General features: G+C 52.9%; 30 protein-coding genes. 4 read left to right on the top strand and 26 right to left on the bottom strand.

Annotation, left to right across the window (positions count from 1 at the left end):
• Positions 1 to 2 precede the first annotated feature (2 nt).
• The 16 genes from DT73_RS02430 to phnF all read right to left on the bottom strand — a co-directional run bounded on the left by DT73_RS02430 (position 3) and on the right by phnF (position 12,389).
• The gene (locus DT73_RS02430; protein ID WP_036103333.1) at positions 3 to 392 is read right to left on the bottom strand and encodes a copper-binding protein; all 390 of its coding nucleotides are present in this window, start codon (positions 390 to 392) and stop codon (positions 3 to 5) included.
• 66 nt (positions 393 to 458) lie between these two features.
• On the bottom strand, positions 459 to 884 hold the full coding sequence (locus tag DT73_RS25050; RefSeq protein ID WP_051691242.1) for a hypothetical protein: 426 nt from the start codon (positions 882 to 884) through the stop codon (positions 459 to 461).
• Between the two features lie 220 nt (positions 885 to 1,104).
• Positions 1,105 to 1,986 (bottom strand): phosphonate ABC transporter, permease protein PhnE, encoded by an 882-nt coding sequence (gene phnE, locus DT73_RS02440; protein WP_036103337.1) that lies wholly within the window; start codon positions 1,984 to 1,986, stop codon positions 1,105 to 1,107.
• Positions 1,983 to 2,852: a phosphonate ABC transporter, permease protein PhnE gene (gene phnE / locus DT73_RS02445; RefSeq protein ID WP_036103340.1), complete on the bottom strand. Its 870-nt coding sequence runs from the start codon at positions 2,850 to 2,852 to the stop codon at positions 1,983 to 1,985. The genes phnE (DT73_RS02440) and phnE (DT73_RS02445) overlap by 4 nt, the downstream gene beginning before the upstream one ends.
• Positions 2,853 to 2,912: 60 nt before the next feature.
• Complete coding sequence (phnD, locus tag DT73_RS02450) at positions 2,913 to 3,842, bottom strand: phosphonate ABC transporter substrate-binding protein (protein ID WP_036103558.1); 930 nt, start codon at positions 3,840 to 3,842, stop codon at positions 2,913 to 2,915.
• A 57-nt stretch (positions 3,843 to 3,899) separates the two neighbouring features.
• Positions 3,900 to 4,736 carry a phosphonate ABC transporter ATP-binding protein gene (gene phnC, locus DT73_RS02455; RefSeq protein WP_152552470.1) on the bottom strand — a complete coding sequence of 279 codons (837 nt, stop codon included), beginning with the start codon at positions 4,734 to 4,736 and terminating at the stop codon, positions 3,900 to 3,902.
• A 109-nt stretch (positions 4,737 to 4,845) separates the two neighbouring features.
• Complete coding sequence (phnP, locus tag DT73_RS02460; RefSeq protein ID WP_036103346.1) at positions 4,846 to 5,604, bottom strand: phosphonate metabolism protein PhnP; 759 nt, start codon at positions 5,602 to 5,604, stop codon at positions 4,846 to 4,848.
• Complete coding sequence (gene phnN, locus DT73_RS02465) at positions 5,586 to 6,140, bottom strand: ribose 1,5-bisphosphokinase (RefSeq protein WP_036103349.1); 555 nt, start codon at positions 6,138 to 6,140, stop codon at positions 5,586 to 5,588. Before phnN ends, phnP begins: the two co-directional genes overlap by 19 nt.
• Positions 6,140 to 7,276, bottom strand: a complete 1,137-nt coding sequence (gene phnM / locus DT73_RS02470) for an alpha-D-ribose 1-methylphosphonate 5-triphosphate diphosphatase (protein WP_036103351.1) — start codon at positions 7,274 to 7,276, stop codon at positions 6,140 to 6,142. The genes phnN and phnM overlap by 1 nt, the downstream gene beginning before the upstream one ends.
• Positions 7,273 to 7,974, bottom strand: coding sequence for a phosphonate C-P lyase system protein PhnL (phnL, locus tag DT73_RS02475; protein WP_036103355.1), 702 nt, complete (start codon positions 7,972 to 7,974; stop codon positions 7,273 to 7,275). The genes phnM and phnL overlap by 4 nt, the downstream gene beginning before the upstream one ends.
• A 6-nt stretch (positions 7,975 to 7,980) precedes the next feature.
• Positions 7,981 to 8,742 (bottom strand): phosphonate C-P lyase system protein PhnK, encoded by a 762-nt coding sequence (gene phnK, locus DT73_RS02480; protein WP_036103559.1) that lies wholly within the window; start codon positions 8,740 to 8,742, stop codon positions 7,981 to 7,983.
• Positions 8,735 to 9,583: an alpha-D-ribose 1-methylphosphonate 5-phosphate C-P-lyase PhnJ gene (locus DT73_RS02485; protein ID WP_036103357.1), complete on the bottom strand. Its 849-nt coding sequence runs from the start codon at positions 9,581 to 9,583 to the stop codon at positions 8,735 to 8,737. Before DT73_RS02485 ends, phnK begins: the two co-directional genes overlap by 8 nt.
• Complete coding sequence (locus DT73_RS02490) at positions 9,576 to 10,649, bottom strand: carbon-phosphorus lyase complex subunit PhnI (RefSeq protein ID WP_036103360.1); 1,074 nt, start codon at positions 10,647 to 10,649, stop codon at positions 9,576 to 9,578. Before DT73_RS02490 ends, DT73_RS02485 begins: the two co-directional genes overlap by 8 nt.
• On the bottom strand, positions 10,649 to 11,227 hold the full coding sequence (gene phnH, locus DT73_RS02495; protein WP_036103364.1) for a phosphonate C-P lyase system protein PhnH: 579 nt from the start codon (positions 11,225 to 11,227) through the stop codon (positions 10,649 to 10,651). Before phnH ends, DT73_RS02490 begins: the two co-directional genes overlap by 1 nt.
• Complete coding sequence (gene phnG, locus DT73_RS02500; RefSeq protein WP_036103369.1) at positions 11,224 to 11,673, bottom strand: phosphonate C-P lyase system protein PhnG; 450 nt, start codon at positions 11,671 to 11,673, stop codon at positions 11,224 to 11,226. Before phnG ends, phnH begins: the two co-directional genes overlap by 4 nt.
• A complete protein-coding gene (phnF, locus tag DT73_RS02505) occupies positions 11,673 to 12,389 on the bottom strand; it encodes a phosphonate metabolism transcriptional regulator PhnF (protein ID WP_036103372.1) in 717 nt (238 codons plus the stop codon). The genes phnG and phnF overlap by 1 nt, the downstream gene beginning before the upstream one ends.
• A 324-nt stretch (positions 12,390 to 12,713) precedes the next feature.
• Between phnF and DT73_RS02510 the strand changes: the two genes are divergently transcribed.
• Positions 12,714 to 12,923 carry a YdgH/BhsA/McbA-like domain containing protein gene (locus DT73_RS02510; protein ID WP_036103375.1) on the top strand — a complete coding sequence of 70 codons (210 nt, stop codon included), beginning with the start codon at positions 12,714 to 12,716 and terminating at the stop codon, positions 12,921 to 12,923.
• Positions 12,924 to 13,259: 336 nt separating this feature from the next.
• On the opposite strand, the gene DT73_RS02515 is transcribed toward DT73_RS02510, so the two are convergent.
• Entirely contained in the window at positions 13,260 to 14,177 is a 918-nt protein-coding gene (locus DT73_RS02515; protein WP_036103562.1) for a LysR family transcriptional regulator, read from the bottom strand.
• 101 nt (positions 14,178 to 14,278) lie between these two features.
• On the opposite strand from DT73_RS02515, the gene DT73_RS02520 reads away from it, so the two are divergent.
• Positions 14,279 to 14,755, top strand: coding sequence for a GNAT family N-acetyltransferase (locus DT73_RS02520; protein ID WP_036103378.1), 477 nt, complete (start codon positions 14,279 to 14,281; stop codon positions 14,753 to 14,755).
• An 83-nt stretch (positions 14,756 to 14,838) separates the two neighbouring features.
• Here the strand turns inward: DT73_RS02520 and DT73_RS02525 are convergent, their stop codons facing one another.
• Both DT73_RS02525 and DT73_RS02530 read right to left on the bottom strand, forming a co-directional pair.
• Entirely contained in the window at positions 14,839 to 15,444 is a 606-nt protein-coding gene (locus DT73_RS02525; RefSeq protein ID WP_036103381.1) for a class I SAM-dependent methyltransferase, read from the bottom strand.
• Positions 15,445 to 15,464: 20 nt separating this feature from the next.
• Positions 15,465 to 16,622, bottom strand: a complete 1,158-nt coding sequence (locus tag DT73_RS02530; protein WP_036103385.1) for a GGDEF domain-containing protein — start codon at positions 16,620 to 16,622, stop codon at positions 15,465 to 15,467.
• A gap of 977 nt (positions 16,623 to 17,599) precedes the next feature.
• Between DT73_RS02530 and DT73_RS02535 the strand changes: the two genes are divergently transcribed.
• Both DT73_RS02535 and yghU read left to right on the top strand, forming a co-directional pair.
• Positions 17,600 to 18,376, top strand: coding sequence for an EAL domain-containing protein (locus tag DT73_RS02535; protein WP_036103388.1), 777 nt, complete (start codon positions 17,600 to 17,602; stop codon positions 18,374 to 18,376).
• A 314-nt stretch (positions 18,377 to 18,690) separates the two neighbouring features.
• Entirely contained in the window at positions 18,691 to 19,542 is an 852-nt protein-coding gene (gene yghU, locus DT73_RS02540) for a glutathione-dependent disulfide-bond oxidoreductase (protein ID WP_036103391.1), read from the top strand.
• 135 nt (positions 19,543 to 19,677) lie between these two features.
• Here yghU and DT73_RS02545 read toward each other — a convergent pair whose 3' ends face one another.
• The 7 genes from DT73_RS02545 to citC form a co-directional block, all read right to left on the bottom strand.
• Positions 19,678 to 20,190 carry a DUF4823 domain-containing protein gene (locus tag DT73_RS02545; RefSeq protein ID WP_036103394.1) on the bottom strand — a complete coding sequence of 171 codons (513 nt, stop codon included), beginning with the start codon at positions 20,188 to 20,190 and terminating at the stop codon, positions 19,678 to 19,680.
• A gap of 294 nt (positions 20,191 to 20,484) precedes the next feature.
• Positions 20,485 to 21,339 carry a triphosphoribosyl-dephospho-CoA synthase CitG gene (gene citG / locus DT73_RS02550; RefSeq protein ID WP_036103397.1) on the bottom strand — a complete coding sequence of 285 codons (855 nt, stop codon included), beginning with the start codon at positions 21,337 to 21,339 and terminating at the stop codon, positions 20,485 to 20,487.
• Positions 21,317 to 21,850 carry a citrate lyase holo-[acyl-carrier protein] synthase gene (gene citX, locus DT73_RS02555; protein ID WP_369792546.1) on the bottom strand — a complete coding sequence of 178 codons (534 nt, stop codon included), beginning with the start codon at positions 21,848 to 21,850 and terminating at the stop codon, positions 21,317 to 21,319. The genes citG and citX overlap by 23 nt, the downstream gene beginning before the upstream one ends.
• Before the next feature lie 2 nt (positions 21,851 to 21,852).
• Positions 21,853 to 23,382, bottom strand: coding sequence for a citrate lyase subunit alpha (gene citF / locus DT73_RS02560; protein ID WP_036103401.1), 1,530 nt, complete (start codon positions 23,380 to 23,382; stop codon positions 21,853 to 21,855).
• 23 nt (positions 23,383 to 23,405) lie between these two features.
• Positions 23,406 to 24,281, bottom strand: coding sequence for a citrate (pro-3S)-lyase subunit beta (gene citE, locus DT73_RS02565; RefSeq protein ID WP_036103403.1), 876 nt, complete (start codon positions 24,279 to 24,281; stop codon positions 23,406 to 23,408).
• Positions 24,278 to 24,571, bottom strand: a complete 294-nt coding sequence (citD, locus tag DT73_RS02570; protein WP_036103405.1) for a citrate lyase acyl carrier protein — start codon at positions 24,569 to 24,571, stop codon at positions 24,278 to 24,280. Before citD ends, citE begins: the two co-directional genes overlap by 4 nt.
• A gap of 25 nt (positions 24,572 to 24,596) precedes the next feature.
• Positions 24,597 to 25,640 (bottom strand): [citrate (pro-3S)-lyase] ligase, encoded by a 1,044-nt coding sequence (gene citC / locus DT73_RS02575; RefSeq protein ID WP_036103408.1) that lies wholly within the window; start codon positions 25,638 to 25,640, stop codon positions 24,597 to 24,599.
• Positions 25,641 to 25,647: the final 7 nt, after the last annotated feature.

A 25,647-nucleotide genomic window follows, 5' to 3' on the forward strand; every position in this document is an offset into this window, starting at 1 on the left:
TGTTAGTTCGTGCTGGCGGAAACCAGTTGATAACCCGTTGTCACCTGTTTAAACGCAAAGGTGATGTGCTGGCCGGGGGCAAAAGCCTGCCCCTGGTAACCCTGCAAGGAAAACTGCATGGTCATAGGGGGCCAGTTAAGTTGTGGAATAGCCTGGTGAGCAATCGAGACTTTTTCCGCTCCCCAGTTCTTCACGACACCGGTGGCAGTAATGACATCTGCAGGTTGTGCAGCAGGCGTGTTCATGCCTGGCATATCCTGCATGCCTTGCATATCGTGCATGGATTCTGCCAGTGCGGCAGTGGGGGCGGTAAGCAACAGTGTTGCAGCAGATAAAGCAGTAACTAACAGGGTGCCGCGCAGCGCAGCAAAACGGACAAATAACAGTTTCATTAGAGAAGTCTCCCAAATTTTCACAAACGGCCAAAAGGCCACCAGAAAGGTGAAAAACGGGTAGATCTATTCTCTGAAACGGCAAAAACGGATTTCAGCAGGTGGGCCAGTGCTGGGGGGAACATGCCAGGACACAGGTTGAACGCAATCACGCTCCCAGCGTTCTACCAGCAACAGCCCGGATTCCATGGCAACAGGTTCAGGTTGCAGTTTGTGGTGCTGCAGCTTGCCATAATCCGGGTGGCAATCTTTCTCACACAGAATGCGGTCTACCGAAGTACGCATCGCCATGGTGTGCAGCATGGCCATATTGTGGCTGTCATGGCTGTAATGCGTGGTAACGGGTGCAGAAAGATGTGTGCCGGGGGAGGATTCGCTCGCCTGAGCCAACGGTGCATTGCCCACCAGCCAGCAGGCAGCCAGAAACAGCACCGGGGTGATAAACCCGTGTTTCAGGTAGCGCGCCAGAGAGAGGAACAAACGTTGGGGCATGAGCAATTCCTTTAGTGAGTGGGTTATTCTACACACACTTTTTTCATGGCTCAAAGCGCAATTTGTGCACAACTTGTTGATTTAACGAAAAGCAAACAAAACTAACACAGTACCAACAACCGGGTTCCGTTCTTGTGCCTGCACCGGGACAGCGGCACAGGCACTGAATGCGTTGCGGTAAAAATTGCCAGTTTTAAAGAATTACAGAGCGTTAAACCCATTACCGGGCTTCAAACAGGGGCACTGTTTTACCGGTGATATAGCGCTGGCGTAACCAGGTCGATGCCACATCCATTGCCATTACCACTGCAACCAGAATCAGGGTGATAAACATCACCACATCCCAGTTCCACAGGCGCATGTTTTCGGCGTACACCAGCCCCACCCCACCGGCACCCACAAAACCCAGAACCGCGGCTGAACGCGTATTGGATTCTATCTGGTACAGGCTCAACGCCAAAAACGCCGGGAAAGACTGCGTGAAAATACCGAAGCGGTGCTTTTGCACATTCCCGGCACCGACAGCACTCAGCCCGCGCCCGGGCGAACGTTCCACCGCCTCATGGCCTTCTGCATATAAGCGCCCCAGCAGCCCCGTGTCCTGCATCACAATTGCCAGTACACCAGCCAGCGGCCCAAGCCCCACGGCACGCACGAAAATCAGCCCCCAAATCGCCATGTCCACACCACGCAGCACATCGAACAGGCGGCGCATCAGCAGAGCAACAACGCCATTGACCCGGCCCTGCATCACGTTACGGGCAGCAAGGAAAGACAGAGGCAATGCAATGAACGTTGCCGTCAGAGTACCGGCAAACACAATCGCCAGCGTGATGCCAATTTGCCCCAGATAATACCCAAAGGGCCAGGAGGCAAAATCATGCCAGACAAACATGCGTGCGAAGTAACGCCCCAGTTGCCCCATACCCCGGGTGAACTGTTCCGCAGTAATGCCAAACTGCAGGAAAAACCAGACGTAATAGGCCACAACCGCCAGCGCAAGAATAGCAACACCGCGCAAATAGCGCCGTTGTGCCCGAAATAATTCAGGGTGAGAACTCCGGCACTGAGCGATATTCGGTTCCGTTTGCCACACACTCATGCTTTCCCCTCCAGCACCCAGCGACGCAACCGGCCTGAGCACAAATCCAGTAATGACACCACCAGGATAATCAACAGCAGCGTAATGCTCACCTGGTCATAACGGTCGAGCTTGATGTTGGTCATCAGCTCCTGGCCGATACCGCCCGCGCCAACCAACCCCAGAATGGTGGAAGAGCGGAAATTAATTTCCATGCGCATAAAGCTGTAAGATAAAAACAGCGGTTTCACCTGCGGCCACAGTGCGAAGCGCATGCGTTGCAGGCGGCTGGCACCACAGGCAGCAAGGCCGCGCACCGGGCGCGATGAACTGTTTTCAATAGCTTCATAGAACAGTTTGGTCAGGCTGCCCACGGTATGCAGCGCCAGCGCGAGAAAGCCGGGAATCGCCCCAATACCGAACGCCATCACAAACATCACCGCCCAGGCCAGTTCTGGCATAGTGCGCAAAAATGCCACCAGCGACCGCACGCCATAACGCAATGCCGGGTGTGTCCAGGTATTGCCTGCCGCCATAAAAGCCAGTACCACAGCCAGTGCAACGGCCACCAGGGTTGATGCCAGCGCCAGTTGCAGCGTTTCCCAAATCAGTGGTAACTGAATATGCAACCGGTAGCCCCAGTACAATAACGAGCCCTTAGTGTGCCCGTCGGCAAACAACTGGTTCCAGTGCAGTATTGGCAGGGTTTCAAACAGGTAATCAAAGAAGTGTGGCAGTGCCTGCCAGAGCGTAGTGAGGCTGAATTCCGCCACATTGCCTGCCGCCAGGTAAAGCCCCAATAAAACCAGAGACCAAAGCAAGGTATCGCGCTTTTGCTGGCGTTTAACTTGCTGGTAATACTGCTCAAATTCGGTGTTCGACGTCATGTGCGCTACCTGCGGTAAAACAACGCCCGGTGAGATAACCGGGCGCCAGTACCAAATAACTTAACGGGCTGTGACCAGCTCACGTTTCATATCAATGATTTGCTGGTAATCGGCAACAGTTGCCGGACCAACATGCTGTTCACCACCCACTGCTTTAGCGAAGCAGGCATGGTCTTCTTTATCCAGTTTCTTAATAGTTTCAACTACTTTGGCTTTGAAATCGGCTGGCAGGCTGTTGCTTACCAGGATCGGGCCATTGGGGATCAACGGCGATTTCCAGATGATGCGGATCTGTTTCATCAGATCAGGGTGATCCATACGAATCAGACGACCAAAGGCACCAGAGGTATAACCGGTGTTATAGTCGCCCACCAGTGAGGTCCAGGTGACGGCACCAGCGAACTGGCCGTTCAGTACACCCAGGATGTCCTGTTCATGGCCACCAGAGAAGGTCACACTGGAGAAGAAGTTGTTGTATTTGTTATCGGTGTTGCCGCCAAACTGCTGTTTGAAGGCATGGTTCGGGATCAGGTAGCCCGAGGTGGAATCCGGATCGGCAAAACCGAACGCTTTCCCTTTCAGATCTTCCAGTTTTTTATACGGGCTGTCGGCTTTAACGATCACGACAGAGTGGTAACCCCGTGACTGATCTTTGTCATCCACCAGAATACCCACAACATCCACAGCTTTCGGGTTGTTGATATACACCGATGCGTAAGACGAGGGTGACATACTCAGCACCATATCTACTTTGCCGCCCAGTAACCCCTGAATAACACCAGAGTAGTCAGACGAATTACGCAGTTTGGTATCTACATGCAGTTCTTTATCAAAGAACGTTTTCACACACTGGTTATCGCCAATTTGCTGTGTGGCATTTTGCCCACCCAAAATACCCAGATTCAGTTCTTTTGGCGCATCCGCCGCCATCGCGTTACCGGCCATGAATACGCCTGCCATCAGTGCCAGTGAACGAAAGGAGTGTTTCATAAGGTTTTTCTGCCTTTTCATTATCATTTGCCTGTGAGTCTTGTTGGTAAGGGTGCGTTAGTGAAGTTGGCTGATTTCATCGCCATAGAGTTGTTGCAGGGTGTCTTCTGTTAAACTTGCCGGGTGCCCGTCATACACCACGCGCCCGCTGGCAATGCCAATCACGCGCGAGCAATAGCTTTGCACCAGTTCTACTGAATGCAGGTTGACCATCACACTGATCCCACGCTGGCTGACCTGTTTCAGGGCATCCATAATGCGCTGGGTATTTTTCGGGTCGAGAGAGGCAACAGGTTCATCTGCCAGCAAAATACGCGGGTTCTGCATTAAGGCGCGGCAGATTGCCACGCGCTGCATCTGGCCGCCGGACAGGTTTTCTGCGCGCTGCAGAGCATGGGGCAGCAGGCCCATCCACTCCAGTAATTCAATAGCCCGTGCACGGTCGCTGTCCGGGAAAATTTTAAACAGGGATTTCAGTGTGCTGGTCTGGCTCAGGCGGCCCAACAACACGTTGGTTAACACATCCAGGCGCGGAACCAGGCAAAAGTCCTGGAAGATCATGCCGCATTCACTGCGCCACTGGCGTAACGCCCGGCCATGCAGTTCAGTAATATCCCGCTCGTCATCGTCGTCTTCCTGGCTCAGGATATGCCCGGATGTGGCGGTATGAGTGCCATTGAGCACATGTAACAGTGTGGATTTCCCTGCCCCCGAGCGGCCAATCACGCCCACCAGCTCACCGGCATGGAGATCAAAACTGATGCCATCCAGAACATTGTGCTGACCATTCCAGGATTTGCACAAATCCTGCACACTCAGCACTGTCTGTTGTGCAACCGGCTGAAGTTGCGGCTCCGGGGCTGCTAAGGTGGATTTTAAAAGTGCCTGCGCCATGTTCATTGTCATTGCCATCTGTCGGTTAAGGTGCCCCTATTAAGGCGAGCGCAGATGAATGTTTAATGACAATAAAATGATTAAACGGTGAACAACCCGCAGTTAGCGGTTACAGGGCCAGGGTCATGCCATCCCATGCGGGGGAAACAGATTCTGGCAGGCGGTTTTCCTGCAACCAGTTATCCAGCCCGTGGCTGATATGGGTAAGCCAGGTATGCTGCGGTTGTAGCGCATGGTGAATCGCCAGCGCCTGGGTGATGTCGTTATGGTTGCGCGGAGGAGTGCCGCCTGGCGGGTGGCTGCAATCCAGCACCAGGTTACCCAGTGGTACGCTTTGCAAAAATGCCAGCGTTTCAGGTGGTAGCCCGCAGGTGTCGCACAGCCAGGCCAGAGTATTACTGGATGTGCCGTGTTTCCTGAAAACATAGCCAAAGGTGATTTTTGAATGCTGCAAGGGTACTGGGGTGACGGTCATGCCTGGCCAGTGAACGGGTTCAAAAGGCGTGAAAGGAACCTGAAAATCCAGGATGCCGGGGTGTTTAAATAAATCGTCACAACCTTGTGAGTCCGGCGGGCCAAACACCGGGATCGGCTCACCCATGCCCCAGCGCAGCGGGAATAACCCCTGGACGTGGTCCATATGGTAGTGGGTGAGCACTATCCGGCTCAGTTCTCCTGGCGTAAAGCGCTGTTCAAGGTGGCACTGCCCGGCATCAATCAGTATGGTTTCATCACCGGACTGGAGCAGCGCGCTGCAAGGGCCGCGGGCATAGCGGTTATCCTGACGGGCACGCTGGCAGGCCAGGCAGCTACAACCAAAGACCGGCACTTGTTGCGCACCACCGGTGCCTAAAAAGGTGAGTTGCATAATGCATGGTTCTCCAGCAACTGGTTAAACGCCGCCAGGGTGTCTGCCAGCGCACCATCGTTATTCAGGCAAACAGCATTGGGTTCAGGAACGCAAACACTGCGTTGCAGGCGAAGGGCTATGGCCGCTTCGTCTTCTCGCCCCCGCAGGCGCAGGCGCCGGGCCAGCACATCTGAGGAAACCTGCAACACCACTGGGAACAGGCTATCGCCATAGCGCTCCCGGGCGGCGGGGAAATGCTGGCGGGAGCCATTTACCAGCACATTTAGCCCGCGCTGCAACCACAAATCAATTTCTATGCCCAGCCCATACTCACAGCCATGGGCCTGCCAGTGCAGTGCAAACAACCCGGCCTGCAGGCGGCGACGGAATTCGGTGGTGGTCAGCGCCACATGGTTTTCCCCGCCCGCAGAAGCCGGGCGGGTAATGTAGCGGTGGGCAATCACCAGCCCGGCAGGCGGCTGCGCCCGCAAGGCATCCAACAGGCTGTCTTTCCCTGAACCAGAAGGCCCCGTCAGCCAGATTAACCGCGCCATCAGTAAACCTGCCGCCCTTGTGACCAGACATGGCGCACCTGTGCATGCCCGTGGTGGGTATGTGCCAGGACCAGGTCTGCCCGCAACCCTTCAGCAATACGCCCGCGGTCAGCAAGGCCTATCGCCCGCGCCGGGTTTGCCGTCACCATTGCAATGGTCGCCGGGAGCTTCAGTGAATTACGCTCGTCTTTTGCCAGGCGAAACGCGGCATCCAGCAGGCTTGCCGGGTAGTAATCCGATGACAGAATATCCAGTAAACCACTGGTTGCCAGGCAGTGTGCCGCCACATTTCCTGAGTGCGAACCACCACGCACAATATTCGGTGCGCCCATTAAAATATTCAGGCCTTTATCCCGGGAATGCTGCGCGGCCTCATACGTGGTGGGGAACTCCGCTATTACGCTGCCTATCTCACAGGATTCATCCACATGCGCCGCCGTGGCGTCATCGTGGCTGGCCAGTGCCAGGCCGCGCTCACGGCATAATGCGGCGATCGCTTCACGGTTGGGGCGCGACCAGCGGGCCGCCAGAGCAACCTGTTCGCTTTCATACGCCGCCATTTCGCTGTCCGTCAGTTGGTATTTTCCCTGGTAATATTCACGGAATTTCTCCAGCGAAGCATACTGGCGCTGGCCTGGTGAATGGTCCATCAGTGACACAACTCGCAAAATATCAGTGTTCATCAGTTGTTCAAACAGCGGCAGCGTGGCGTGGTAAGGCAGCTCGCAGCGCAAATGCAGCAGGTGATCAGCCCGGTTGGCATTCCGGCCGCGGCTTTCCTGAATGGCGCCAATCATTTTTTCCAGGTTATCCATGCGGTGGCCGCCATCACGTACATCACCCACACCAATGGCATCCAGAACGGTGGTAATGCCGCTGGCAACCATCAACGCATCGTGGCTGCTCATGGCGGAGTGGGCAGGCCAGTCCACTCCCGGGCGCGGCGTGAAAAATTTATCCAGGTTGTCGGTATGCAGTTCAACCAGCCCCGGCAGTAACCAGTCCTGCTCGCCATCCAGCGCCTGTGGTAACTGACTGGTTGTTTCGCTGTAACTGCTAATCACCCCATCACGCACTTCCAATGAACCGGAAACCACTTCCTGCTCCAGTACCATACGTACATTGTTGATAATCATGCTTCTGTCTCCGCCACCATGGGGTTCATAATATGCAGGCGGTTTGCCACCCGTTCTCTGACTTCACGGTCATGAAAAATGCCGACAATCGCCGCACCACGGCTGCGGGCTTCTTCAATCAGCGCCACAACCGCCGCACAGTTTTTGTTATCCAGCGATGCGGTGGGTTCATCCAGCAGTAATACTGGCGACCGGGCAATAAACCCACGGGCGATATTCACACGTTGCTGCTCGCCGCCGGAAAACGTGGCAGGCGCCAGTGACCATAAACGTTGTGGTACGTTGAGGCGGGCGAGTAATTCACGGGCTTTGTCTTCGCACACATCGCGCGCTTCGCCCCGCTCCAGCAAAGGCTGCATCACCACTTCCAGCGCACTGATGCGCGGGATCACGCGCAGAAACTGGCTCACCCAGCCCAGCGTATCGCGCCGTAACGCCAAAATTTGCCGGGCGCTGGCAGTCACCAAATCAACCTGTTCGCCATGGTGATGTACGTTGATGCTGCCCGAATCGGGTAAATAGTTGCCGTAAAGCGTGCGCAGTAGTGTGGATTTACCGCTGCCTGAATGGCCGTGTAAGACCACACACTCCCCGGCGTTCACCTGCAGTGAAACCTGGTTAAGGACCGGCAACCGCGCCCCTTGCTGGTTGTGCAGCACAAAGGTTTTGCACAGCCCTTCTACATTTAGCATTGTCATGTTGAGTTACCCGAGAATGGAGGAAACCAGCAGTTGGGTATACGGGTGATGGGGGTCGTCCAGTACCCGGTCGGTCAGGCCGCTTTCCACCACCTGGCCTTGCTTCATCACTAACAGCCGGTGGGCCAGCAAACGCGCCACACCCAAATCATGGGTGACAATCACCACCGCCAGGTTGAGGTCCCGCACCAGGTTACGCAGCAGATCCAGCAACCGGGCCTGTACCGAAACATCCAGCCCGCCAGTTGGCTCATCCATAAATACCAGGGCCGGGCGGGTGACCAGGTTGCAGGCAATTTGCAGGCGTTGCTGCATGCCGCCGGAGAACGTTACGGGCAGGTCATCGAGCCGGGACGGGTCAATTTCTACATCCTGCAACCAGTGGCTGGCTTCTGCGCGAATATCACCATAATGGCGCGCACCGGCGGCCATCAGGCGTTCGCCAATATTGCCGCCTGCGGAAATGCGTGGGCGCAGCCCGTCAAGCGGGTGCTGGTGCACAACGCCCCACTCGGTGCGTAATAAGCGCCGGCGCGCGGCTTCGCTGAGTTGATACAGATTCTGCTCGCGGTAATGAATTGCGCCCTGTTGCGGCACCAGGCGGGCCGAGAGCGATTTCAGTAAGGTGGTTTTACCGGAGCCGGATTCCCCCACAATCCCCAGCACTTCGCCTGGAAAGAGGTCGAACGAGACATTTTCAAACCCTTTTCCGGGGGCATACAGGTGGGTCAGATTGCTGACACTAAGCAGTGGCTGTTCTTCAGGCATCATGTTGTTTTTCCTGCTGCTGGCGGCAATAGTCGGTATCGGAGCAAACAAATAAACGGGTGCCGCTGTCGTCCATCACCACTTCATCAAGGTAACTGTCACGCGAACCACACAGCGCACAGGGTTGGTCCCAGTGCTGGACATCAAAGGGGTGGTCGTCAAAATCAAGGCTTTCCACCTGGCAATAAGGCGGCAGTGCGTAAATGCGCTTTTCCCGGCCTGCGCCAAACAGTTGCAAAGCGGGCATCATGTGCATTTTGGGGTTATCAAATTTGGGAATGGGCGACGGGTCCATCAGGTAGCGCTGGTTAACCTTTACTGGGTAGGCATAGGCGGTAGCGATATGGCCATAACGGGCAATGTCTTCGTACAGTTTTACCTGCATCACTCCGTATTCTTCCAGCGCATGCATCTGCCGGGTTTCCGTTTCCCTGGGTTCAATAAAACGCAGGGGTTCCGGTACCGGCACCTGGTAGACCAGGATCTGGTCTTCGCGCAGTGGGGTTTCCGGAATACGGTGACGTGTCTGAATCAGGCTGGCGTCAGTAGTCCGTTCAGTAGCAGCCGCGCCACTTACCTTCTGGAAAAAGTGCCGGATGGACACCGCATTGGTGGTGTCATCGGCCCCCTGGTCAATCACCTTCAGGGTGTCGTCATCACCAATAATACTGGCGGTTATCTGGATACCGCCGGTTCCCCAGCCATAGGGCATTGGCATTTCCCGCCCGGCAAAAGGCACCTGGTAGCCAGGGATAGCGACCGCTTTGAGGATGGCGCGGCGAATGGTGCGCTTGGTTTGTTCGTCCAGGTAGCCAGGGTTATAGCCGGTTAAATCATGCATTTTTCTTTGCCTCCCGGGTGGCGCGAACCTGGTGTAACAGGGCAAGCTCTGCCTGGAAATCAACGTAATGGGGTAATTTCAGGTGCGAGACAAAACCGGCGGCTTCTACGTTATCTGCATGGGCCAGCACAAACTCTTCGTCCTGTGCCGGGCCATCAATGGTTTCCTGCCATTCGGGAGCCTGTAGCGCACGGTCCATCAGTGCCATCGCCATGGCTTTGCGTTCACCCCGGCCGAAAACCAGGCCAAAACCCCGGGTAAACGCAGGAGGGTCCACCTGGTCGGTAAAGCCATTCACCATTTCGCAGGCTGTCAGCACCATTTCGCCGATACTGACAGCAAAACCCAGTTCTTCCGGCACAATTTCCACATCCACATAACCACTGCGGATCTCACCAACAAAGGGATGGTTGCGCCCGTAACCGCGCTGAGTGGAATAACCGAGAGCCAGCAAAAAACCTTCATCGCCACGCGCCAGCTGTTGTAACCGCGCACTTCGGGAGGCCGGGTATTCCGGTGGTTCACGGGTAATATCCTGCGCGGGTGTCTCGTTTTCCGGCTCAGGTACTGCGAGCTGCTCCTGTTCAAGCAGGCTGAACACCGTAGGGACAGCTTCCGGCAAAGGCTGGTCGCCGGGAGGCACATCCGGTACTTGCCCATCGGCCAGTAACATAAAATCGAGCAGGCGATGGGTGTAGTCATAGGTTGGCCCCAGCACCTGGCCCCCCGGAATGTCTTTGTAAATAGCGGAAATGCGCCGTTCACAGCGCATAGACTGCATGCTGAGCGGCTGGCTGTCGGCCAGGCGAGGCAACGTGGTGCGGTAAGCACGCAGCAAGAAAATGGCTTCGACCAGGTCGCCACTGGCCTGTTTGATTGCCAGTGCCGCCAGTTCCGGGTCGTACAACCCGCCTTCTGTCATCACCCGGTCTACCGCCAGGCCCAGTTGTTGGTTGATTTGCTCACAGTGCAGTTCTGCCACTTCAGGCTTACCACGCCGTAATGCCGCCTGCAGGCGGTGTGCGTGCTCAATGGCCTTTTCGCCACCTTTCACGGCCACATACATCAGCACACCTCCACATGGGTGGTGCGCGGCAGAGCCAGCAGTTGGTTGCCGCAAGTGAGGATCAGGTCGCAGCCTTCCGGGAAGGTATCCGCGTGGTGGCGCAGGAAATCTGTTGCCGCCCGGGGAAGTTGCGGTGCAATGGCGCGCATTTCGCTGATACCTGGCCCCCACAGGCGCATATTCAGGCCCCCATTTAAGCCCGGCACTTCCAGAATCACCGTAGTGCTGGTTTCGGGGGCATCTGCCTGGCCGGGTGAAAAGCGGTGCAAAGCCGGGTCCTGCCGGGCGTCCACCAGGGCAAATAAGGCACTGGCCGGGTCTGCTGTTTGCGGTGCTCCGGTATGAAAGCGCAGGTTTTCTGCCACGGTGTCGTTGTGTAAGGCCGGGTCAATCCAGACCGGCGTATCGCCGTCAACCAGCGTTAACAGCACGGCTGTTGCGGCCGGGGAAAGGCCACTCCATCCCTGTTCCAGCGGCAGGGTGACAATCACGCCCGGCTCACTCATCGCTTTCAGTAAACGGCGAAATGCATATTGCGCATCGGCCACAGGCCGGTTGAAACTTGCCATTAATGTCATGGGTTCTCTCCGCGAACCAGGGTGAAAAAGTCAACTTTGCTGCCTGCGATTTCCCGGGCGCGCTGTTGCTGGCGCTCTGCCCGGTTCGCGGCCAGCGGGGTGATGACCTGTTCCAGAATCAGTTTGTAAAATGCCGGGTGTTGCAGTAATGCATCCAGTACCGCGCAGCGTTCCGCATGGGCTTTACGGCGGCCCATGACATAGCTGAACCCGCACAGGCCTTCGGCAAGGCGTATGGCGGCGCGGGTGATAGTGACATCGCCCACCACAAAACGCTGTCCGGTGTCACCCGCACGAGCCTGGACACGGGCCATGCCGCATTCAGGTTCCCGCAGCGCAGTCCATTCAGGGGATAAATTCAGGGGTTTCCAGTAGCGCGCCAGTTCATCGTCCTGGCTGTGCGCCAGCACCGACATCCAGTGCTGGCGTTCGGTTTGCTTCTCCATTAGTGCTCCAGAGTCAGTTCAATCATGTCGCCACGGGTCAGGCTGATGGAGTACTCCACGTTGTCGCCCGCCGTGTTTTTGTTCAGGGTGCGTACATAAAGCAGCGGCGCCTGTAGCGGGAGTTGCAGGAGTTTGCACTCTTTGGCCTGAGCACGGCGGGTTCCTATACGGGTTTGGTGGCGCACCAGCGACTGCCCCAGGCGCTCATGCAAAAAGCGGTGTAAAGAGCCCTGAGTAAATTGCTGCAGTACCGGCCACCAGCTCAGGTCGCGCAGGTAATGGTTAATCACACATAACGGGACATCGTTCACACGCCGCAAGGTGCGCAGGTGCACCACCTGAACGCCTTCTTCAATACCCAGCGCAGCCGCCACATCAGGGCTTGCCGTGCGCAATACTGCCAGTAAGCGTTCACTGGTGGGGTCACTGCCCTGTTCAAGTAAGTTCTGGGTAAAGCGAGACTGAGCATGAAGGGGGTAATCGTAAGGGCGTTTCAGTACCAGAATGCCCACGCCCTGGCGGCGCTGAACCAGCCCTTTATTGACCAGTTCATCTACAGCCCGGCGCAGGGTATGGCGGTGTACCGAAAAGCGTGCCGCCAGTTGCTGCTCAGAAGGCAGGTAATCACCAGTACGGTACTGGTGGTTAAGTTCCTGTTCCAGTTGTGACGCTATGGCCTGGTAGACCGTGGTCGGATGTCTGGATAACTCCAGCATAAGCAACACCTCATTGGGTATGAGTAATTCCGCAGGTGAAATAATCTGCCCACCTGGTTCTGACGACAGGAATACCCTGAGGCCTGAAGATGACAGCGGTGTGAACAATTCGTGGCGGGCGGGTGAATTTGGTACGGGCCGGGGGATGAGTTACGCCTGGAGATGTAGCTTGTTACTGCGGTTCTGTACCACAAATATATAGTTCATATTTTTTGAAAGAGATCCGCAAATTGTTTTGATTTTAATCACTGAATGGCAGGCCTATCATTGTTCACATCAGGGCAATACAGCCCATACGAACAAAACCATTTAAGGAATACGACCATGAAATCCATCAAAACTTTCGTTGCAGTTGCCGCTCTTTCTGTTATGTCTTTCGGTGCTTTCGCTCAGAGCGTTACTGCTACAGCCTCTACTCTGGATGGCGCTGAAGCACAAATCGCAGCGCAGGCAAAACAGGCTGGCGCGTCTTACCACATTACAGAAGCCAATGTGCATAACGGCGTGCATATGACCGCTGAACTGACCAAATAAGTGGCTTGCAGTAGTGCGACCCTCTGAAGGGTTAGCTGCACCATGAGCAGTTTCGCAGAATAAGTTTTCCCCTGCCGGTGGCCGATATGCCACCGGTCAGATTGATGAAAAAGAAGGAAAAAGCGTGGTTTTTCCTTCTTTTTAGTTAGCAGAAGAAAATCAATGAATTGATTTTCCTGGTTTTTTATTGGATGGCACTCTCTTGTTCTGTGCGGACATGAGGTTTGTCATCAGGCTCACCGGTGGCTGAAATGCCACCGGTTTTTATTTACCTGCAAAATCAGTAACCAGTGATTGAACCGCGAGCAATTCGAGGACACTGCGCACTCCCCCACCTCACTTCTTACCCGCAATAGCCTGCAATTGTTGTTTGAGCCAGTGCGTTACACCACGCTGGCCACTGCGCTTATGCGAATAAATCTTCACGTCAAAAGGCGGGGCATCAAAAGGCAGAGGGAAAATTTTCAGGTGGGCAGAGCGGGCCAGGCGTTCTGCAGCACTGCGGGGAATGGCCATCAGCATATCAGTGCTTTCAATAATAAAAGGGGCACTTAGCATAGACGGTGTTTTAATCGCCACCTGCCGTGTGTGGCCCATTCGCTCCAGCTCAATATCCAGCACGCCTTGTGTTTCATTCCAGGGCGTTACCACGACATGGCTGGCAGCCAGGTAATCTTCCAGAGTTAACCGCGCTCTGTTTACATTGCTGATCACCACATATTCATCCCTTTGCCAGGTTATCTCGTCCAGATCCGGGTGTTCAGTTTCATTCAGCGCATTAAACCCCAGAGCCAAATCCACCTCGCCTGCCAGCAGTTCCGTTAATGCCGGGCTGTGGGGCAAATAGCGCAGTTCGAAACGGATCCCTGGCGCAAGGGGCTGCACTTTATGCATCAGAGCGGGAAATACACAAAAGGCCGTGAAGTCTGTAATGGCAATTTGCAGGCAGTCTGTTGCAACTGCCGGGGAAAAATCAGGCTGTGGGATAAGCTGCTGGTTTAAAAAGGTTAAGGCAGAAGCAATTGCGGGAGCGAGCTGGGTTGCGTACACACTCGGGCACATGCGGTGGCCCTCGCGGAAAAAGAGCGGGTCATTTAACGCAGTACGCAAACGCGATAACGCATGGCTCAGAGCAGAAGTGCTCATGATCAACTCTTCTGCAGCCATACGCACAGAGCGATGGCGGTACACAGCATCGAATACAGGTAACAGGTTCAGGTCAATACGTCTTAAAGCCGGATGCATAATATTCAACAACAGGTGATTTCATTGCACTTAATTCTTCCAACAATACTGATTATGCTTGCAGCCAGCAATCTCAATGACGACATGATGCCAACAAAACAGGAAAACCAATGAGCATAACGATTCGCCAGGCAACCCCGGAAGACGCAAACGCTATTTACGACATGATTTATGAACTGGCGGTATACGAAAAAGCCCCTGAAGAAGTGGTGACAACCCCTGAAGAAATCAGCGCATCACTGTTTGGCCCGGGCAGTAAAATCGAAGCGTTAATCTGCGAAGTTTCTGGGAAAATAGCGGGTTATGCGGTGTTTTTTACCAGTTATTCCACCTGGCTTGGCCGTAATGGTATCTATATGGAAGACCTGTATGTCTCACCTGATTTTCGTGGCATGGGTGCCGGAAAAGCATTGCTGAAAACCATCGCGCAATATGCAGTTACCCGGCAATGCGGACGCCTTGAGTGGAGCGTACTGGACTGGAACCAGCCTGCCATCGATTTCTACCTGAGTATTGGTGCACAGCCACAAGATGAATGGGTTCGCTACCGCCTGTCAGGTGATGCGCTCGCCAGGTTTGCCGAATAACACTGCTCATAAGCCCCCTTTAACAGTACCTGAGCAGGTTAACACCAGTGTCTGTTAAAGGGTTACCACCACGGCAGTTAAGTTCACCGCTTCTGAGCCAGCCATACAGTATGGCCGGTGCAGTCAGGGTCTTCCATCACTACGTCAAGAACATCAAAACCGTTGCTATGAAGCAATGCGCGGTATTCATCGGGGGCAAGGCTTGCATGATACAAAGGCTCCCCCTCAAATTGCCCCATAGCAATGCCGTTTGCCGGGCCACTGGTGAACAGTAACGCACTGCCTGAATGGCTGTGTTGGGCAAAAACTGGAAACATTTTGCGCTGGTCTTGCGCTGTTAAATGGAAAAAGCTGTCCCAGGCCACCAGGCCAGAAAAAGTGTGCCCCAACGCTAAACTGCGCATGTCCTGTTCCAGCCAGCGTTGCGCCGGGAAACGGCTACGTGCCCTCGCAAGCATAGCTGGCGCGCCATCAATACCGGTGACCTGGAAGCCCTGGGCAATAAACCAGGCGGCAATCGGCACACCATTACCGCAGCCGATATCCAGAATATGCTTTTCACCGCAATTTGCGTGCAGAAACTTTTCCAGCCAGCTTTTTTCAAACAGCGTTTGCGAGCGCAGGCGGGCAAACGCACTGGCATGGCGCTGGTAAAGAGAAAGAATATTTCTGGCGGCTTGTTCGCTCATTATTTCCCCAACTGTTCTGGTTACCGGGAAACGGTTACCGAGCTTACCAGCGTATTACGCCCAGCTCGCTTCGCCTGGTAGAGCGCATCATCAGCACATTTGAATGCCTGCGCAACCGGTGTGCCAGGCAATACCAGGCACAGGCCGATACTGGTTGTGACCGCCACACTGCCGCGCGGTGTTTCAACGGCAAGATCGCTCACTTTTTGGCGAATGAGCTCAAGAAAATGGCGTGCCAGAGGCTCATCGCTTTCGGGCAGGAAGCAGACAAATTCCTCCCCACCATAACGGGCCACCAGGGCACCAGGTGGCAGAGACTCTTGTATCTCCCGGGCCACACGCTGTACTGCCAAATCTCCGGCGTCATGCCCGAATGTATCATTCACTTTCTTAAAGTGGTCGATATCAAACAATGCCAGACAACCTGTGCCACTTCCCCGCACCAGCAGTCTGTCCAGTTGCTCATTGAAATAACGGCGGTTGTACAAACCGGTTAACTCATCACGAACAGAACGCCGATAGTGCCAGTCAATCTGGTCAAATAGAAACAGTGACAACAGCGCACCCAGCACAAAATAGCACCCCAAATTTTGGGTGATGGTCATGGATACCTGAAATAAGGCAGGTTCAGGGCGCACAGACATCAGTGAGGATGGAATTAAAGACGCCAGCACACACACCAGCGCTCCTGCACCAGCCAGTTTCTCCCCCTTGCCACACTGGGACCGATGACGCCAGCACACCGCAAAGCACAGGAAAAACAAAGTGGCATTATTTATTCCACCTATATAAACACGAGTAATGAAAGAGCGATAATGCAGATAAAAAAACAACATTGCAGTGATTATGACAGTTATATTAATCATCATAATCAGAATATGTATTCCTCTTACAGGAATACGAAACCAGCTTAAGAACCCAAACAACATCATATAAGCTGTTGTAACGTAAAGCCCGTTAGCCATAATAATTGAGAAAACTATGGGTAACCAGACGCGGATCATCATCAGCGTAAATGCACTACCCAGAAAAAAGAAGCACAGGAAAAAATAGGTCGCGGCCTTTTTTTTATGGCCAGACTGGTTTCGGCTTACCTGGAAAAGAAAGAAGCAACCAATCAGGCTGCATATAATATTGTTAAAAATACTGGCTAAAGTTACCGCATCGAAAGCAGTCACATGAAGATCCTGGCGTTAAACATTCAGATTCAAGGGCCGGCCCGGCAGGCATAAAGGTTAAGCCTGTTTCACACGAGTAATCCTCAAAGCAAGTGTATAGCTGAAAGTAAATGGCAAACTTTGCCCGGGGCCAGGCAACAAATAAAAGCGTTGTAGAGCAGATGTATGCTGTTTGTTTGGCATAAGATTAGCACTGCCGCTCAACAGACGCTACCGCTGAACAGCGCGAAAAACCGGCCGCTTCTTTTCATGGATTAACTGGCCCGTTCACTCCGCTGTATGGTTCTCATCCGCCGAACTAAACCTTTTGTGTGATCATACTAATTATGGTGGTTGACAAGTGCTGCTTTTTGCGCCCTGTAAGGTTTATCTTAAAAAGACCTTAACAATATGAAAAACTTTAATTTATTTTCAAGAGGATAAGGTGGCTTTACCCGTAACAAGTCACGTTTACCACTGACACAAAAAAACCAGAAGTAACTAATTTATATAATATTTTTCAGTTAGTTATCAAGATAAGCAATTGATTTTAGCGATCGTTACAAAACTTACAATAGTTGTTAACTATCAAATAATAATGAATGATCGGTTTAAACGATTTTAAAATAAGAATATGACATTTATAATCCCTTAACAATCCATTAAGTCGTACTAATGGCAAACAAAGACACAAACAGGTGACTATTCCGTCCTGAGTAGCATCTGCATGTTGGCGCTATGACATGGTCATTTTTCGTTTCGATGTCTGTGGTACCCAGCCAACTCCGCTATAAATAGTGCCAGCACCAGCATACTTTCTCGACCTCCGGGATAGCCCAAACAGAGGGCTGAAGACAAAATGTGTAGATGTCGTTTAGCCTGAAACCAAAATTAGTATTGTTTTTGGTGGCTTACATTTGTTTTTGTTGCCAGGTTCACGGGTATACATCCTGCGAACAACGGGGCACTTAATGCTGCATTGATAACAATGGGAAGGTATGGACATAACGAACGAGTTAAAAATTGCGTTGGCAAAGCAGGAGCATTTATCTGTACATTACCAACCGATTTACTGTGTGAAAAACAGTGAGATTCACTCGCTGGAATCACTGGTACGCTGGAATCACCAGACGCATGGTTATATCTCGCCGGACTTGTTTATTCCTCAGTCAGAAAAAGATGGTTCTATTTATGAACTCTCTCTTTTTGTGCTGCACGAAACCTGTGAAATGCTTAAGCAGCACCCCGATATAAAAGCATCCATCAATATTTCACCATCATTATTTAAAACTGATGGCTTTTTTAATGATTTTATTAACACATTAAAATCGTATACTATTCCAACAGCCAGGATTGAAGTGGAGATCACTGAAAATCTGACTATTGAGCATTTAAAATATGGTAAGCATCATCTCGACCATTTTAAAAATATTGGTATCACCGTCAGTATGGACGATTTTGGTGATGGCCTTGCCAACTTTGTACAGTTACTGAATTACCCCTTCGATAAAATCAAAGTGGACAAACAGTTAGTACAGAATGTTTCCCGTAATAGTTGTAAATACAGCATTCTGAAACACCTGATAAAACTAAGCCACGATATGGGCATGCAAGTTACTGCCGAAGGGGTTGAAACCATTGAAGATTTTAAAACTTTGGTTGGTTTTAAATGTGACTATATTCAGGGCTTTCTTATTTCAAAAGCCTTGCCTAAAAACCAGTTTTTTGATTTTTTGACTCACTTCAGCACCAGGGAAAATTTTATTTATAACTAGTTTTATTATGTTATTCAGCCTGCCTCACCTGAACCAGGAACTGCAGGCATCGTCAGTATGTAATTTTCACGGATTACGTGGACAACGGCCAGCCAGGTCCGCCAGCCACAACAACGAAGTGGAGACGACATTCACCTCAGGATAATCCTTGTTATCCTTCTGTTTTATCCCGTTACCTGTTGAGCAGGTAGCGGGATTTCTTTTCTCTGGCTTACCTCTCATAGTGAATGATTTCACGCCTGATAGTGTTAAACCGGAAAAAACAGACCTGCTACACTCCCTGTAGATTTTCATTCAACAATGGGATATCACCTATGACAGCGAATACATGGCAACCGCCAAAAGTCTGGACCCCACCGGCTAAAGACAGCAGCACATGGTCCGCCATTAACCGGCCGGTATCTGGTGCCACCCACGAAGCAACACTACCTTGTGGGAAGCACCCTATTCAGCTTTATTCTCTGGGTACGCCGAATGGGCAGAAAGTGACCATTATGTTGGAAGAGTTGCTGGCTGCTGGTGTAGCTGATGCAGAATATGATGCGCATTTAATTCGTATTGGCGAAGGTGACCAGTTTTCCAGTGGCTTTGTCGCCCTGAACCCAAACTCCAAAATTCCTGCATTACTGGACCGCAGTGAAGACCCTTCAGTGCGCGTGTTCGAATCAGGGGCTATTTTGCTCTATCTTGCGGAGAAATTTGGCCACTTTCTGGCGAAAGACCTGGCAACCCGGACGGAAACACTGAACTGGCTGTTCTGGCTGCAGGGGTCTGCGCCCTTTGCCGGAGGCGGGTTTGGCCATTTCTATGCGTATGCACCTGTCAAACTCGAATATGCAGTGAACCGCTATGCCATGGAAACCAAGCGGCAACTGGATGTACTGGATAAATTGCTGGCGACACGTGAGTTTATCGCGGGAGCAGACTACTCTATTGCCGATATGGCTATTTGGCCCTGGTATGGTGGTCTGGTATTAGGGCGCCTGTATGACGCTGCTACGTTCCTGGATGTTGCCAGTTATACACATGTAGTTCGCTGGGCAACAGCCATCGATGCGCGCCCTGCTGTAAAACGCGGCCGTATTGTGAATAAAGCCAGTGGTGAACCGGGTACGTTCTTGCCTGAACGCCATAGCTCAGCGGATTTTGATGGGCTGACGTTGTAATTAAAATAATATCAGGCGCGATATTGAAAAATATTTCGCCTGAATTTTTGAATTATTTTAGATAACAGCCATATTTACTATTCCACTCAGCTACATGGCAGTGTCTAAATCAGCTTTATGCCCGATTATTAACAACTAATACAACCCAGCGACATAAGAATTAACAGGCTCAGCAAGTAAATCCTGAGGATGATCGCCACCAAATGTAGCCCATTTGCTTTTACCACTAATCATTGCTGCGGCAACACGTCTATTTGACTCAGCGGAATAAATTACTATTTTTATTGTTATCCGGTCAGGTAAACCAGACCATTCTGTAGCCCTGTCTTCCCAATGCAATATTTGCGGAACAACATAATAACCACGGTCAATCTTATGATTTGCATTAAGGCAAGACAAATCACCGCAATCATAAAAAACATTAACATTATCAGTGTAGTGCGAGAAAGCCTCTCGAATCGCCATTACAGTAGCTTTACCTGAACCGGTATATGTTTGATTACCATACATCCCGTTAGCAGGAACAGAAATACTAACTGGCGTATCTTTCATCAAAAGCTCAGTTTTCTCCTCAATATTGTTCACATTATATTTTGCAGAACATCCCACAACAGACAGGGCCACAATGGCCAAAATAGAATTTTTCACTTTTATTACCCCGTATAATGATATTTTATTTATGCAGTCATATATTATTAATATAATGCTACCAACATCACATTATCATCAACTTTACATTGAATAATTCTCACCCGCACATACCATCATGACAGCTTATTTTTGTACGAAGGGAATAGTGAATAATTACTTATTTTTCCATAGGGCACAAGGAATGTTTTGGTAATCTCAGTGCTTACCATTGCCTGATTGAGTTAGCATGAGTAAGACGCAAATAATTGCAGCTTCTCGCAATGAAATATACCTCCAACGTTAAATGAATACCTATACCTCCGGCAAGCCAGCCAGCACCATTGCCACAGAAAGCAAATCGGCGCTGCCTCCCGGGCTAAGGTGGCGGGCAATTAACGCCTGATCCATTTGGTGTAACTGCTCCCGGGTCCACCTTACAGCCAGAACCTGCCGGGCAGAACGCTGAACATAACGTAGCCCTGAAAGCCCCCCGCGGGATACCAGGTTGGTATCCGGGTTGACCGCCATCAGGCGCAACAGAGCCAGGTGCAGGCGGCGTTCTTCGCAGGCTTCGTCCTGCCAGCCCGGTAAAACATAGCGAGTGACCGTTTGAAAACCAGACTCAGCCTCTCCCCGCGCGCCTGCCAGGCCAAACTGTTGAAACAACCGCTCGCCCGTGGATGCCTGGCGGTTGCGTTGCACCAGCTCACGCGCCACCAGCCCGTGGCAAAACAGGCTGACCTGTTGGCACACCGCCTGGCGCGAAAGCTTGCGCCCCTGAGCTTCCAGCCGCCCGGCGGCACAACACAATAACCCCAGTGCAAAAATACCGCCTTTATGGGTATTCACCCCGTCGGTTGCCTGAAACATGGCCTGTTCACAGGCAATACCTGCCGGGCGTAATAAGCGCAATTGCACCGCTTCCGGCAGGAAGGCATGTGTTTTCCCCAACTCATGGAAAACTGCAAACCAGGGAGCAATTGCCGCAATGCTGCGCATGAACAGTTCATGGTCCATGTCGTGATGTGAACCACTGTTCGCCCGGTCAACCAGGCCTGGTTTCGGTGTCAGGTGAATTTCATCGTACAGCGCCCGTACCACGCGTTGCGCCATGGTTGTTGACTCAACGCGTGCGGGAACGGCGTTAATCACGGGTAAACCAGTCATCGATGCGTTTCTCCACTTCAGCAACCACCTGCTCAACCGGGTGGCGGCGTGAGCGCGCGCAGGCATGAGCCGGTTCGCCACAAATCAGGCAACGGCGGCCAGCACGGTCCAGGGAATGGCGGCCAATTTGCCCGATGTCCGGGTCAAACACATCAAAATCCCACAGCCTGCCTAATGGGTGCTCCTGTTCCAGCGCCACACAACTGGCTTTCAATTCTGCTGCATTGTGGTCCACACTCCACAAGGCTTCTGCACCGGTATCCAGCCAGTTAACTTCCCGGGCTAACACCGGCCAGCGGTGTTGCCAGAGCAACTGGTCACACGCAACCAGCGCAACGCCCATCAGGTTACGGTATTGAATACTGTCTTTAACACTGCCCGGGGTAACCAGTGTCAGCGAAATCAGGGGGGCGTGATGACGAGCCAGCCATGACTGCTGGCGGTGAGCACGTTGCTCTTTTGCCGCCAGCAGTGCTGAAAGGCTGACCCCTGGTTGTTGAGGGGCCAGCATGATCATTCCTGTTCCTCCTGCACCTGGCGTACTACGTCAATGACGGAGCCATCGCGGTAGCGAATAATGCCGACAATGCGGTCAGTAAACGCAACCGGCCGGGGTTCACCGGTTAATGCCACCGCACGCTGGTAGAGCGTTTCTATATCAACAACTTTCAACCCGGCAGCCAGCAGGCGCTCGCGTACTTCCGGGCGTGCAGGATTTACCGCAATGCCATGGTCGGTGACCAGGACGTCAATACTTTCACCCGGGGTGACACAGGTGGTAACACGCCTGACCACAGTAGGGATACGGGTACGTAACAGCGGAGCGACAACAATCGTCAGGTTGGCAGCACTCGCCACATCGCAGTGACCGCCAGAGGCACCGCGCATAACGCCGTCAGAGCCGGTTATCACGTTAACGTTGAAATCGAGATCTATCTCCAGTGCGCTGAGGATAACCACATCCAGTTGATCACAACTGGCTGCCCGGCTGTCCGGGCTGGCATACACTTCGGTAGAGATTTCAATATGATTAGGGTTGCGGGCCAGAGATGCCGCAGCCTGGCTGTCAAAGCACTGCGTATCCAGCAGCTTTTCGATTAAGCCTTTTTCATGCAAATCCACCAGGCTGCCGGTTATTCCTCCTAAAGCAAAGCGTGCCACCACACCATGGCGCGTCATTTTTTCTTCCATAAAGCGGGTACAGGCCGTTGCCGCAGCACCGGAGCCAGTTTGCATGGAGAACCCATTTTTAAAATACCCGGAGTGTTCGATAACGTCGGCGGCATTGCGGGCAATCATTAATTCACGCGGGTTGCTGGTTACGCGTGCGGCCCCAACGCTTATTTTGCCAGGATCACCTACCCGCTCTACCGGCACAACAAGATCGACCTGATCCTGGCGCAGACTGGCTGGCATATTCGGAAACGGTACCAGGCTTTCAGCCAGCAGGACCACTTTATCTGCATAATGCGCATCTACCATGGCGTAGCCCAGTGAGCCGCAAGCAGACTGCCCTTGTGTGCCATTGGCATTCCCGAACGTATCGCTACTGGGAACACCCAGAAAAGCCACATCAATGTGCAATTCACCACTTTCCAGCAAGTGTACTCGCCCGCCATGGGAGTGAATCTGTACTGGCTCTGCCATCAGCCCGTGTGATATTGCGTCTGCCAGTTTGCCGCGCATACCCGAGGTATAGATGCGGGTAATTACGCCCTGGCGAATAAAATCCACCAGCGCGTCATTGCAGGTCATCAGGGAACTGGATGCCAGCGTCAGGTTTTTAAACCCCATGCCCGCCAGTGTAGCTACCACGGTGTTAATCACCCGGTCGCCTTCGCGAAAAGCGTGGTGGAAAGAAATTGTCATGCCATCCTGCAGGCCCGCGCGCTTAACGGCTTCTTCCAGTGTCTGGCACAGCTTGCGGTTTAATTTTGCTTCGGCATCGTCAAGCCACGGTGTGGCAGCATGTTCCCCATCAAAACTGGTCAGGTGGCGCAGGTGAGGAAACGCGCCGTGTAGTGCTTCTGTCTGGTTATTCATTTTGTTGTCCTGATTGGGGAAATTTACTGGCGCACACCGGAAGCGGCAGCACGTTCCAGTACACGTTGCGCATGGTCGATAATCGGGGCATCCACCATCTTGCCATTAAGGGAAACCACCCCCAGGCCGTTGCGCTCACCTTCTTCGGCAGCTTCAATCACCCGTTTAGCATGGTCAACTTCCTGCTGAGTAGGTGCATAAGCGTTATGTAACAGGTCTATCTGGCGCGGGTTGACCAGCGATTTGCCGTTAAAGCCCATTTTGCGAATCAGCTCGACCTCACGCAGGAAACCGGCTTCGTCGTTTACGTCTGACCACACCACATCGAACGCGTCTATTCCTGCAGCGCGAGCAGCATGGAGCACGGCACAGCGGGCATAGAACAGCTCGGTGCCATCGCCACGCTCAGTTTGCATATCCATCACATAGTCGAATGCCGCCAAAGCAATGCCAATCAGCCGTGGGGAGCTGCGGGCAATCGCCACTGCATTGATGACGCCAATGGCAGATTCAATCGCCGCCATAATGCGGGTTGACCCGGGCTCCCGCCCGCAGGCTTTTTCAATGCGTTCCAGGTGCGTTTCCAGCTCGGCAATGTCTTCCGGTGAGTCTGTTTTTGGCAGGCGGATAACATCCACGCCCGCGCGAACAACCGCTTCCAGGTCTGGCAGGCCAAACGGCGTGTTCAGTGGGTTAATGCGCACCACTTTCTCGATATCCCGGTACATTGGGTGCTGCAGGGCATGAAAGACCAGCAGGCGGGCACTGTCTTTTTCGCGCAGTGCTACAGCGTCTTCAAGGTCGAACATGATGGAGTCAGGTTTATAGATAAATGCAGTGGACAACATGGCCGCACTGGCTCCCGGGAGGAACAACATGCTCCGGCGAAGTGTTTTCATGCCAGTGCCTCCCAGTCAACATGCTGCGCACCGGCTGCACGTAGCAATGCGCTCTGTACCCGGGCGCGAATCACGCAATCCAGCGCGCCTTTATCTTCAATAATGACAATGCCTTCATGAACAGCCATCTGTTCGAGGGTTTGTGCTACTACAGAGCGGATTTGTTCGCCAAATTGTTTGTACACTTCGCTATGAATCACAATTTCCAGTTCGCCGCTTGCGGGCGCGATTTTCACCATCAGGTCGCTGGATTCGACCGTACCGGCGATGGCTTCTTTGATTATCTGCATGACAGTTTTCCTGGTCAGTCCTGAATTAAGCTACTGCTGCACGGTATTGCTGCAACAGCAGGGAGTAAGTGGTATGCGGCACGATGTCGCGAATGCGGGCAAAGTGCTGGTTTTTCAGTAAGCGCCGCACTTCAGAGGCGGAAATAGCGTCCCCGGTTGCTTTGCGGCACATGCGCGGGATCTCCACCACGGTGATATTGGGTGTCTGGTCGGTATCCGTAGCTTCCAGCCAGCTGTGCATCGACTGGTTGTATTGCCTGGTGACCGGGCAGTAAGGTTCTGATCCCACAAAGCGGTGGGTGATCCCCAGTGCCGGGGCGATATAGTGGCGAAAAATAAGCAGATCCATTCCCCCCCAGGCTTGCTCAATTGCGCTTTTATCTTTGAGAAAGTAGCCGGGGAAAGTGGCGCGGGAGATCAGGTAATGGGAGCCTTCATGTACCGTCAGGTTGGGGATATCGGCCACACCAGAACGCACCATGGCCAAGCGTTCGTTGAACGGGAAAAACGAAGCGTCTTCACGTACCACGAACAGGTGCAGCCAGTCGCATGCCCGGGCGGCCTGCTCGGCCAAATAACGGTGGCCAAGGGTGAATGGGTTGGCATTCATCACAATGGCACCAATACGTGCGCCGCTTTTCCGTAAGGTGCGTAATTGTTTGCAATAACGCTGAATGCCAATCGGGGTATTTTCCATCAGCACCGCGCTGTCATCGCACTGAACAATGGGCCAAAAACCGCTTTGGGCAAATTTGTCGATGTTGTAAGGGCGCGTATAGAGAAACAGGTGGAAATGCCCCTGTGCCAGCGCGTAACGCTCCACTTCCTGTAATAACCTGGCGCTGAGGTTTTGGCCGCGCCACTCTGGCGCGACCGCAACACATTTAATGATGTTTTTCGCAAGGCCGGCACATCCCACCAGACGCTGGTTATCCAAAGCCAGCATGAAATAGCGAACATCACTATCCATCCCAAGGCGGTTGGCCGCTAACAGCGCGCGAATGGCTTCGGCGCGCTGAGCATTGCGACTGATATCGATGACATGAAAATCGACAGGGACGTCGTCCATTTTTATC

It is taken from the genome of Mangrovibacter sp. MFB070 (genome assembly GCF_000705335.1).
In the GTDB taxonomy this organism is placed as follows: domain Bacteria; phylum Pseudomonadota; class Gammaproteobacteria; order Enterobacterales; family Enterobacteriaceae; genus Mangrovibacter; species Mangrovibacter plantisponsor.

What these genes read in the sequence shown, in the direction of transcription:
- DT73_RS02430 (WP_036103333.1), bottom strand. Translation starts at nt 392, where the DNA reads ATGAAACTGTTATTTGTCCGTTTTGCTGCGCTGCGCGGCACCCTGTTA.
- DT73_RS25050 (WP_051691242.1), bottom strand. Translation starts at nt 884, where the DNA reads ATGCCCCAACGTTTGTTCCTCTCTCTGGCGCGCTACCTGAAACACGGG.
- phnE (WP_036103337.1), bottom strand. Translation starts at nt 1,986, where the DNA reads ATGAGTGTGTGGCAAACGGAACCGAATATCGCTCAGTGCCGGAGTTCT.
- phnE (WP_036103340.1), bottom strand. Translation starts at nt 2,852, where the DNA reads ATGACGTCGAACACCGAATTTGAGCAGTATTACCAGCAAGTTAAACGC.
- phnD (WP_036103558.1), bottom strand. Translation starts at nt 3,842, where the DNA reads ATGAAACACTCCTTTCGTTCACTGGCACTGATGGCAGGCGTATTCATG.
- phnC (WP_152552470.1), bottom strand. Translation starts at nt 4,736, where the DNA reads ATGGCGCAGGCACTTTTAAAATCCACCTTAGCAGCCCCGGAGCCGCAA.
- phnP (WP_036103346.1), bottom strand. Translation starts at nt 5,604, where the DNA reads ATGCAACTCACCTTTTTAGGCACCGGTGGTGCGCAACAAGTGCCGGTC.
- phnN (WP_036103349.1), bottom strand. Translation starts at nt 6,140, where the DNA reads ATGGCGCGGTTAATCTGGCTGACGGGGCCTTCTGGTTCAGGGAAAGAC.
- phnM (WP_036103351.1), bottom strand. Translation starts at nt 7,276, where the DNA reads ATGATTATCAACAATGTACGTATGGTACTGGAGCAGGAAGTGGTTTCC.
- phnL (WP_036103355.1), bottom strand. Translation starts at nt 7,974, where the DNA reads ATGACAATGCTAAATGTAGAAGGGCTGTGCAAAACCTTTGTGCTGCAC.
- phnK (WP_036103559.1), bottom strand. Translation starts at nt 8,742, where the DNA reads ATGCCTGAAGAACAGCCACTGCTTAGTGTCAGCAATCTGACCCACCTG.
- DT73_RS02485 (WP_036103357.1), bottom strand. Translation starts at nt 9,583, where the DNA reads ATGCATGATTTAACCGGCTATAACCCTGGCTACCTGGACGAACAAACC.
- DT73_RS02490 (WP_036103360.1), bottom strand. Translation starts at nt 10,649, where the DNA reads ATGTATGTGGCCGTGAAAGGTGGCGAAAAGGCCATTGAGCACGCACAC.
- phnH (WP_036103364.1), bottom strand. Translation starts at nt 11,227, where the DNA reads ATGACATTAATGGCAAGTTTCAACCGGCCTGTGGCCGATGCGCAATAT.
- phnG (WP_036103369.1), bottom strand. Translation starts at nt 11,673, where the DNA reads ATGGAGAAGCAAACCGAACGCCAGCACTGGATGTCGGTGCTGGCGCAC.
- phnF (WP_036103372.1), bottom strand. Translation starts at nt 12,389, where the DNA reads ATGCTGGAGTTATCCAGACATCCGACCACGGTCTACCAGGCCATAGCG.
- DT73_RS02510 (WP_036103375.1), top strand. Translation starts at nt 12,714, where the DNA reads ATGAAATCCATCAAAACTTTCGTTGCAGTTGCCGCTCTTTCTGTTATG.
- DT73_RS02520 (WP_036103378.1), top strand. Translation starts at nt 14,279, where the DNA reads ATGAGCATAACGATTCGCCAGGCAACCCCGGAAGACGCAAACGCTATT.
- DT73_RS02525 (WP_036103381.1), bottom strand. Translation starts at nt 15,444, where the DNA reads ATGAGCGAACAAGCCGCCAGAAATATTCTTTCTCTTTACCAGCGCCAT.
- DT73_RS02535 (WP_036103388.1), top strand. Translation starts at nt 17,600, where the DNA reads ATGGACATAACGAACGAGTTAAAAATTGCGTTGGCAAAGCAGGAGCAT.
- yghU (WP_036103391.1), top strand. Translation starts at nt 18,691, where the DNA reads ATGACAGCGAATACATGGCAACCGCCAAAAGTCTGGACCCCACCGGCT.
- citG (WP_036103397.1), bottom strand. Translation starts at nt 21,339, where the DNA reads ATGACTGGTTTACCCGTGATTAACGCCGTTCCCGCACGCGTTGAGTCA.
- citX (WP_369792546.1), bottom strand. Translation starts at nt 21,850, where the DNA reads ATGCTGGCCCCTCAACAACCAGGGGTCAGCCTTTCAGCACTGCTGGCG.
- citF (WP_036103401.1), bottom strand. Translation starts at nt 23,382, where the DNA reads ATGAATAACCAGACAGAAGCACTACACGGCGCGTTTCCTCACCTGCGC.
- citE (WP_036103403.1), bottom strand. Translation starts at nt 24,281, where the DNA reads ATGAAAACACTTCGCCGGAGCATGTTGTTCCTCCCGGGAGCCAGTGCG.
- citD (WP_036103405.1), bottom strand. Translation starts at nt 24,571, where the DNA reads ATGCAGATAATCAAAGAAGCCATCGCCGGTACGGTCGAATCCAGCGAC.
- citC (WP_036103408.1), bottom strand. Translation starts at nt 25,640, where the DNA reads ATGGACGACGTCCCTGTCGATTTTCATGTCATCGATATCAGTCGCAAT.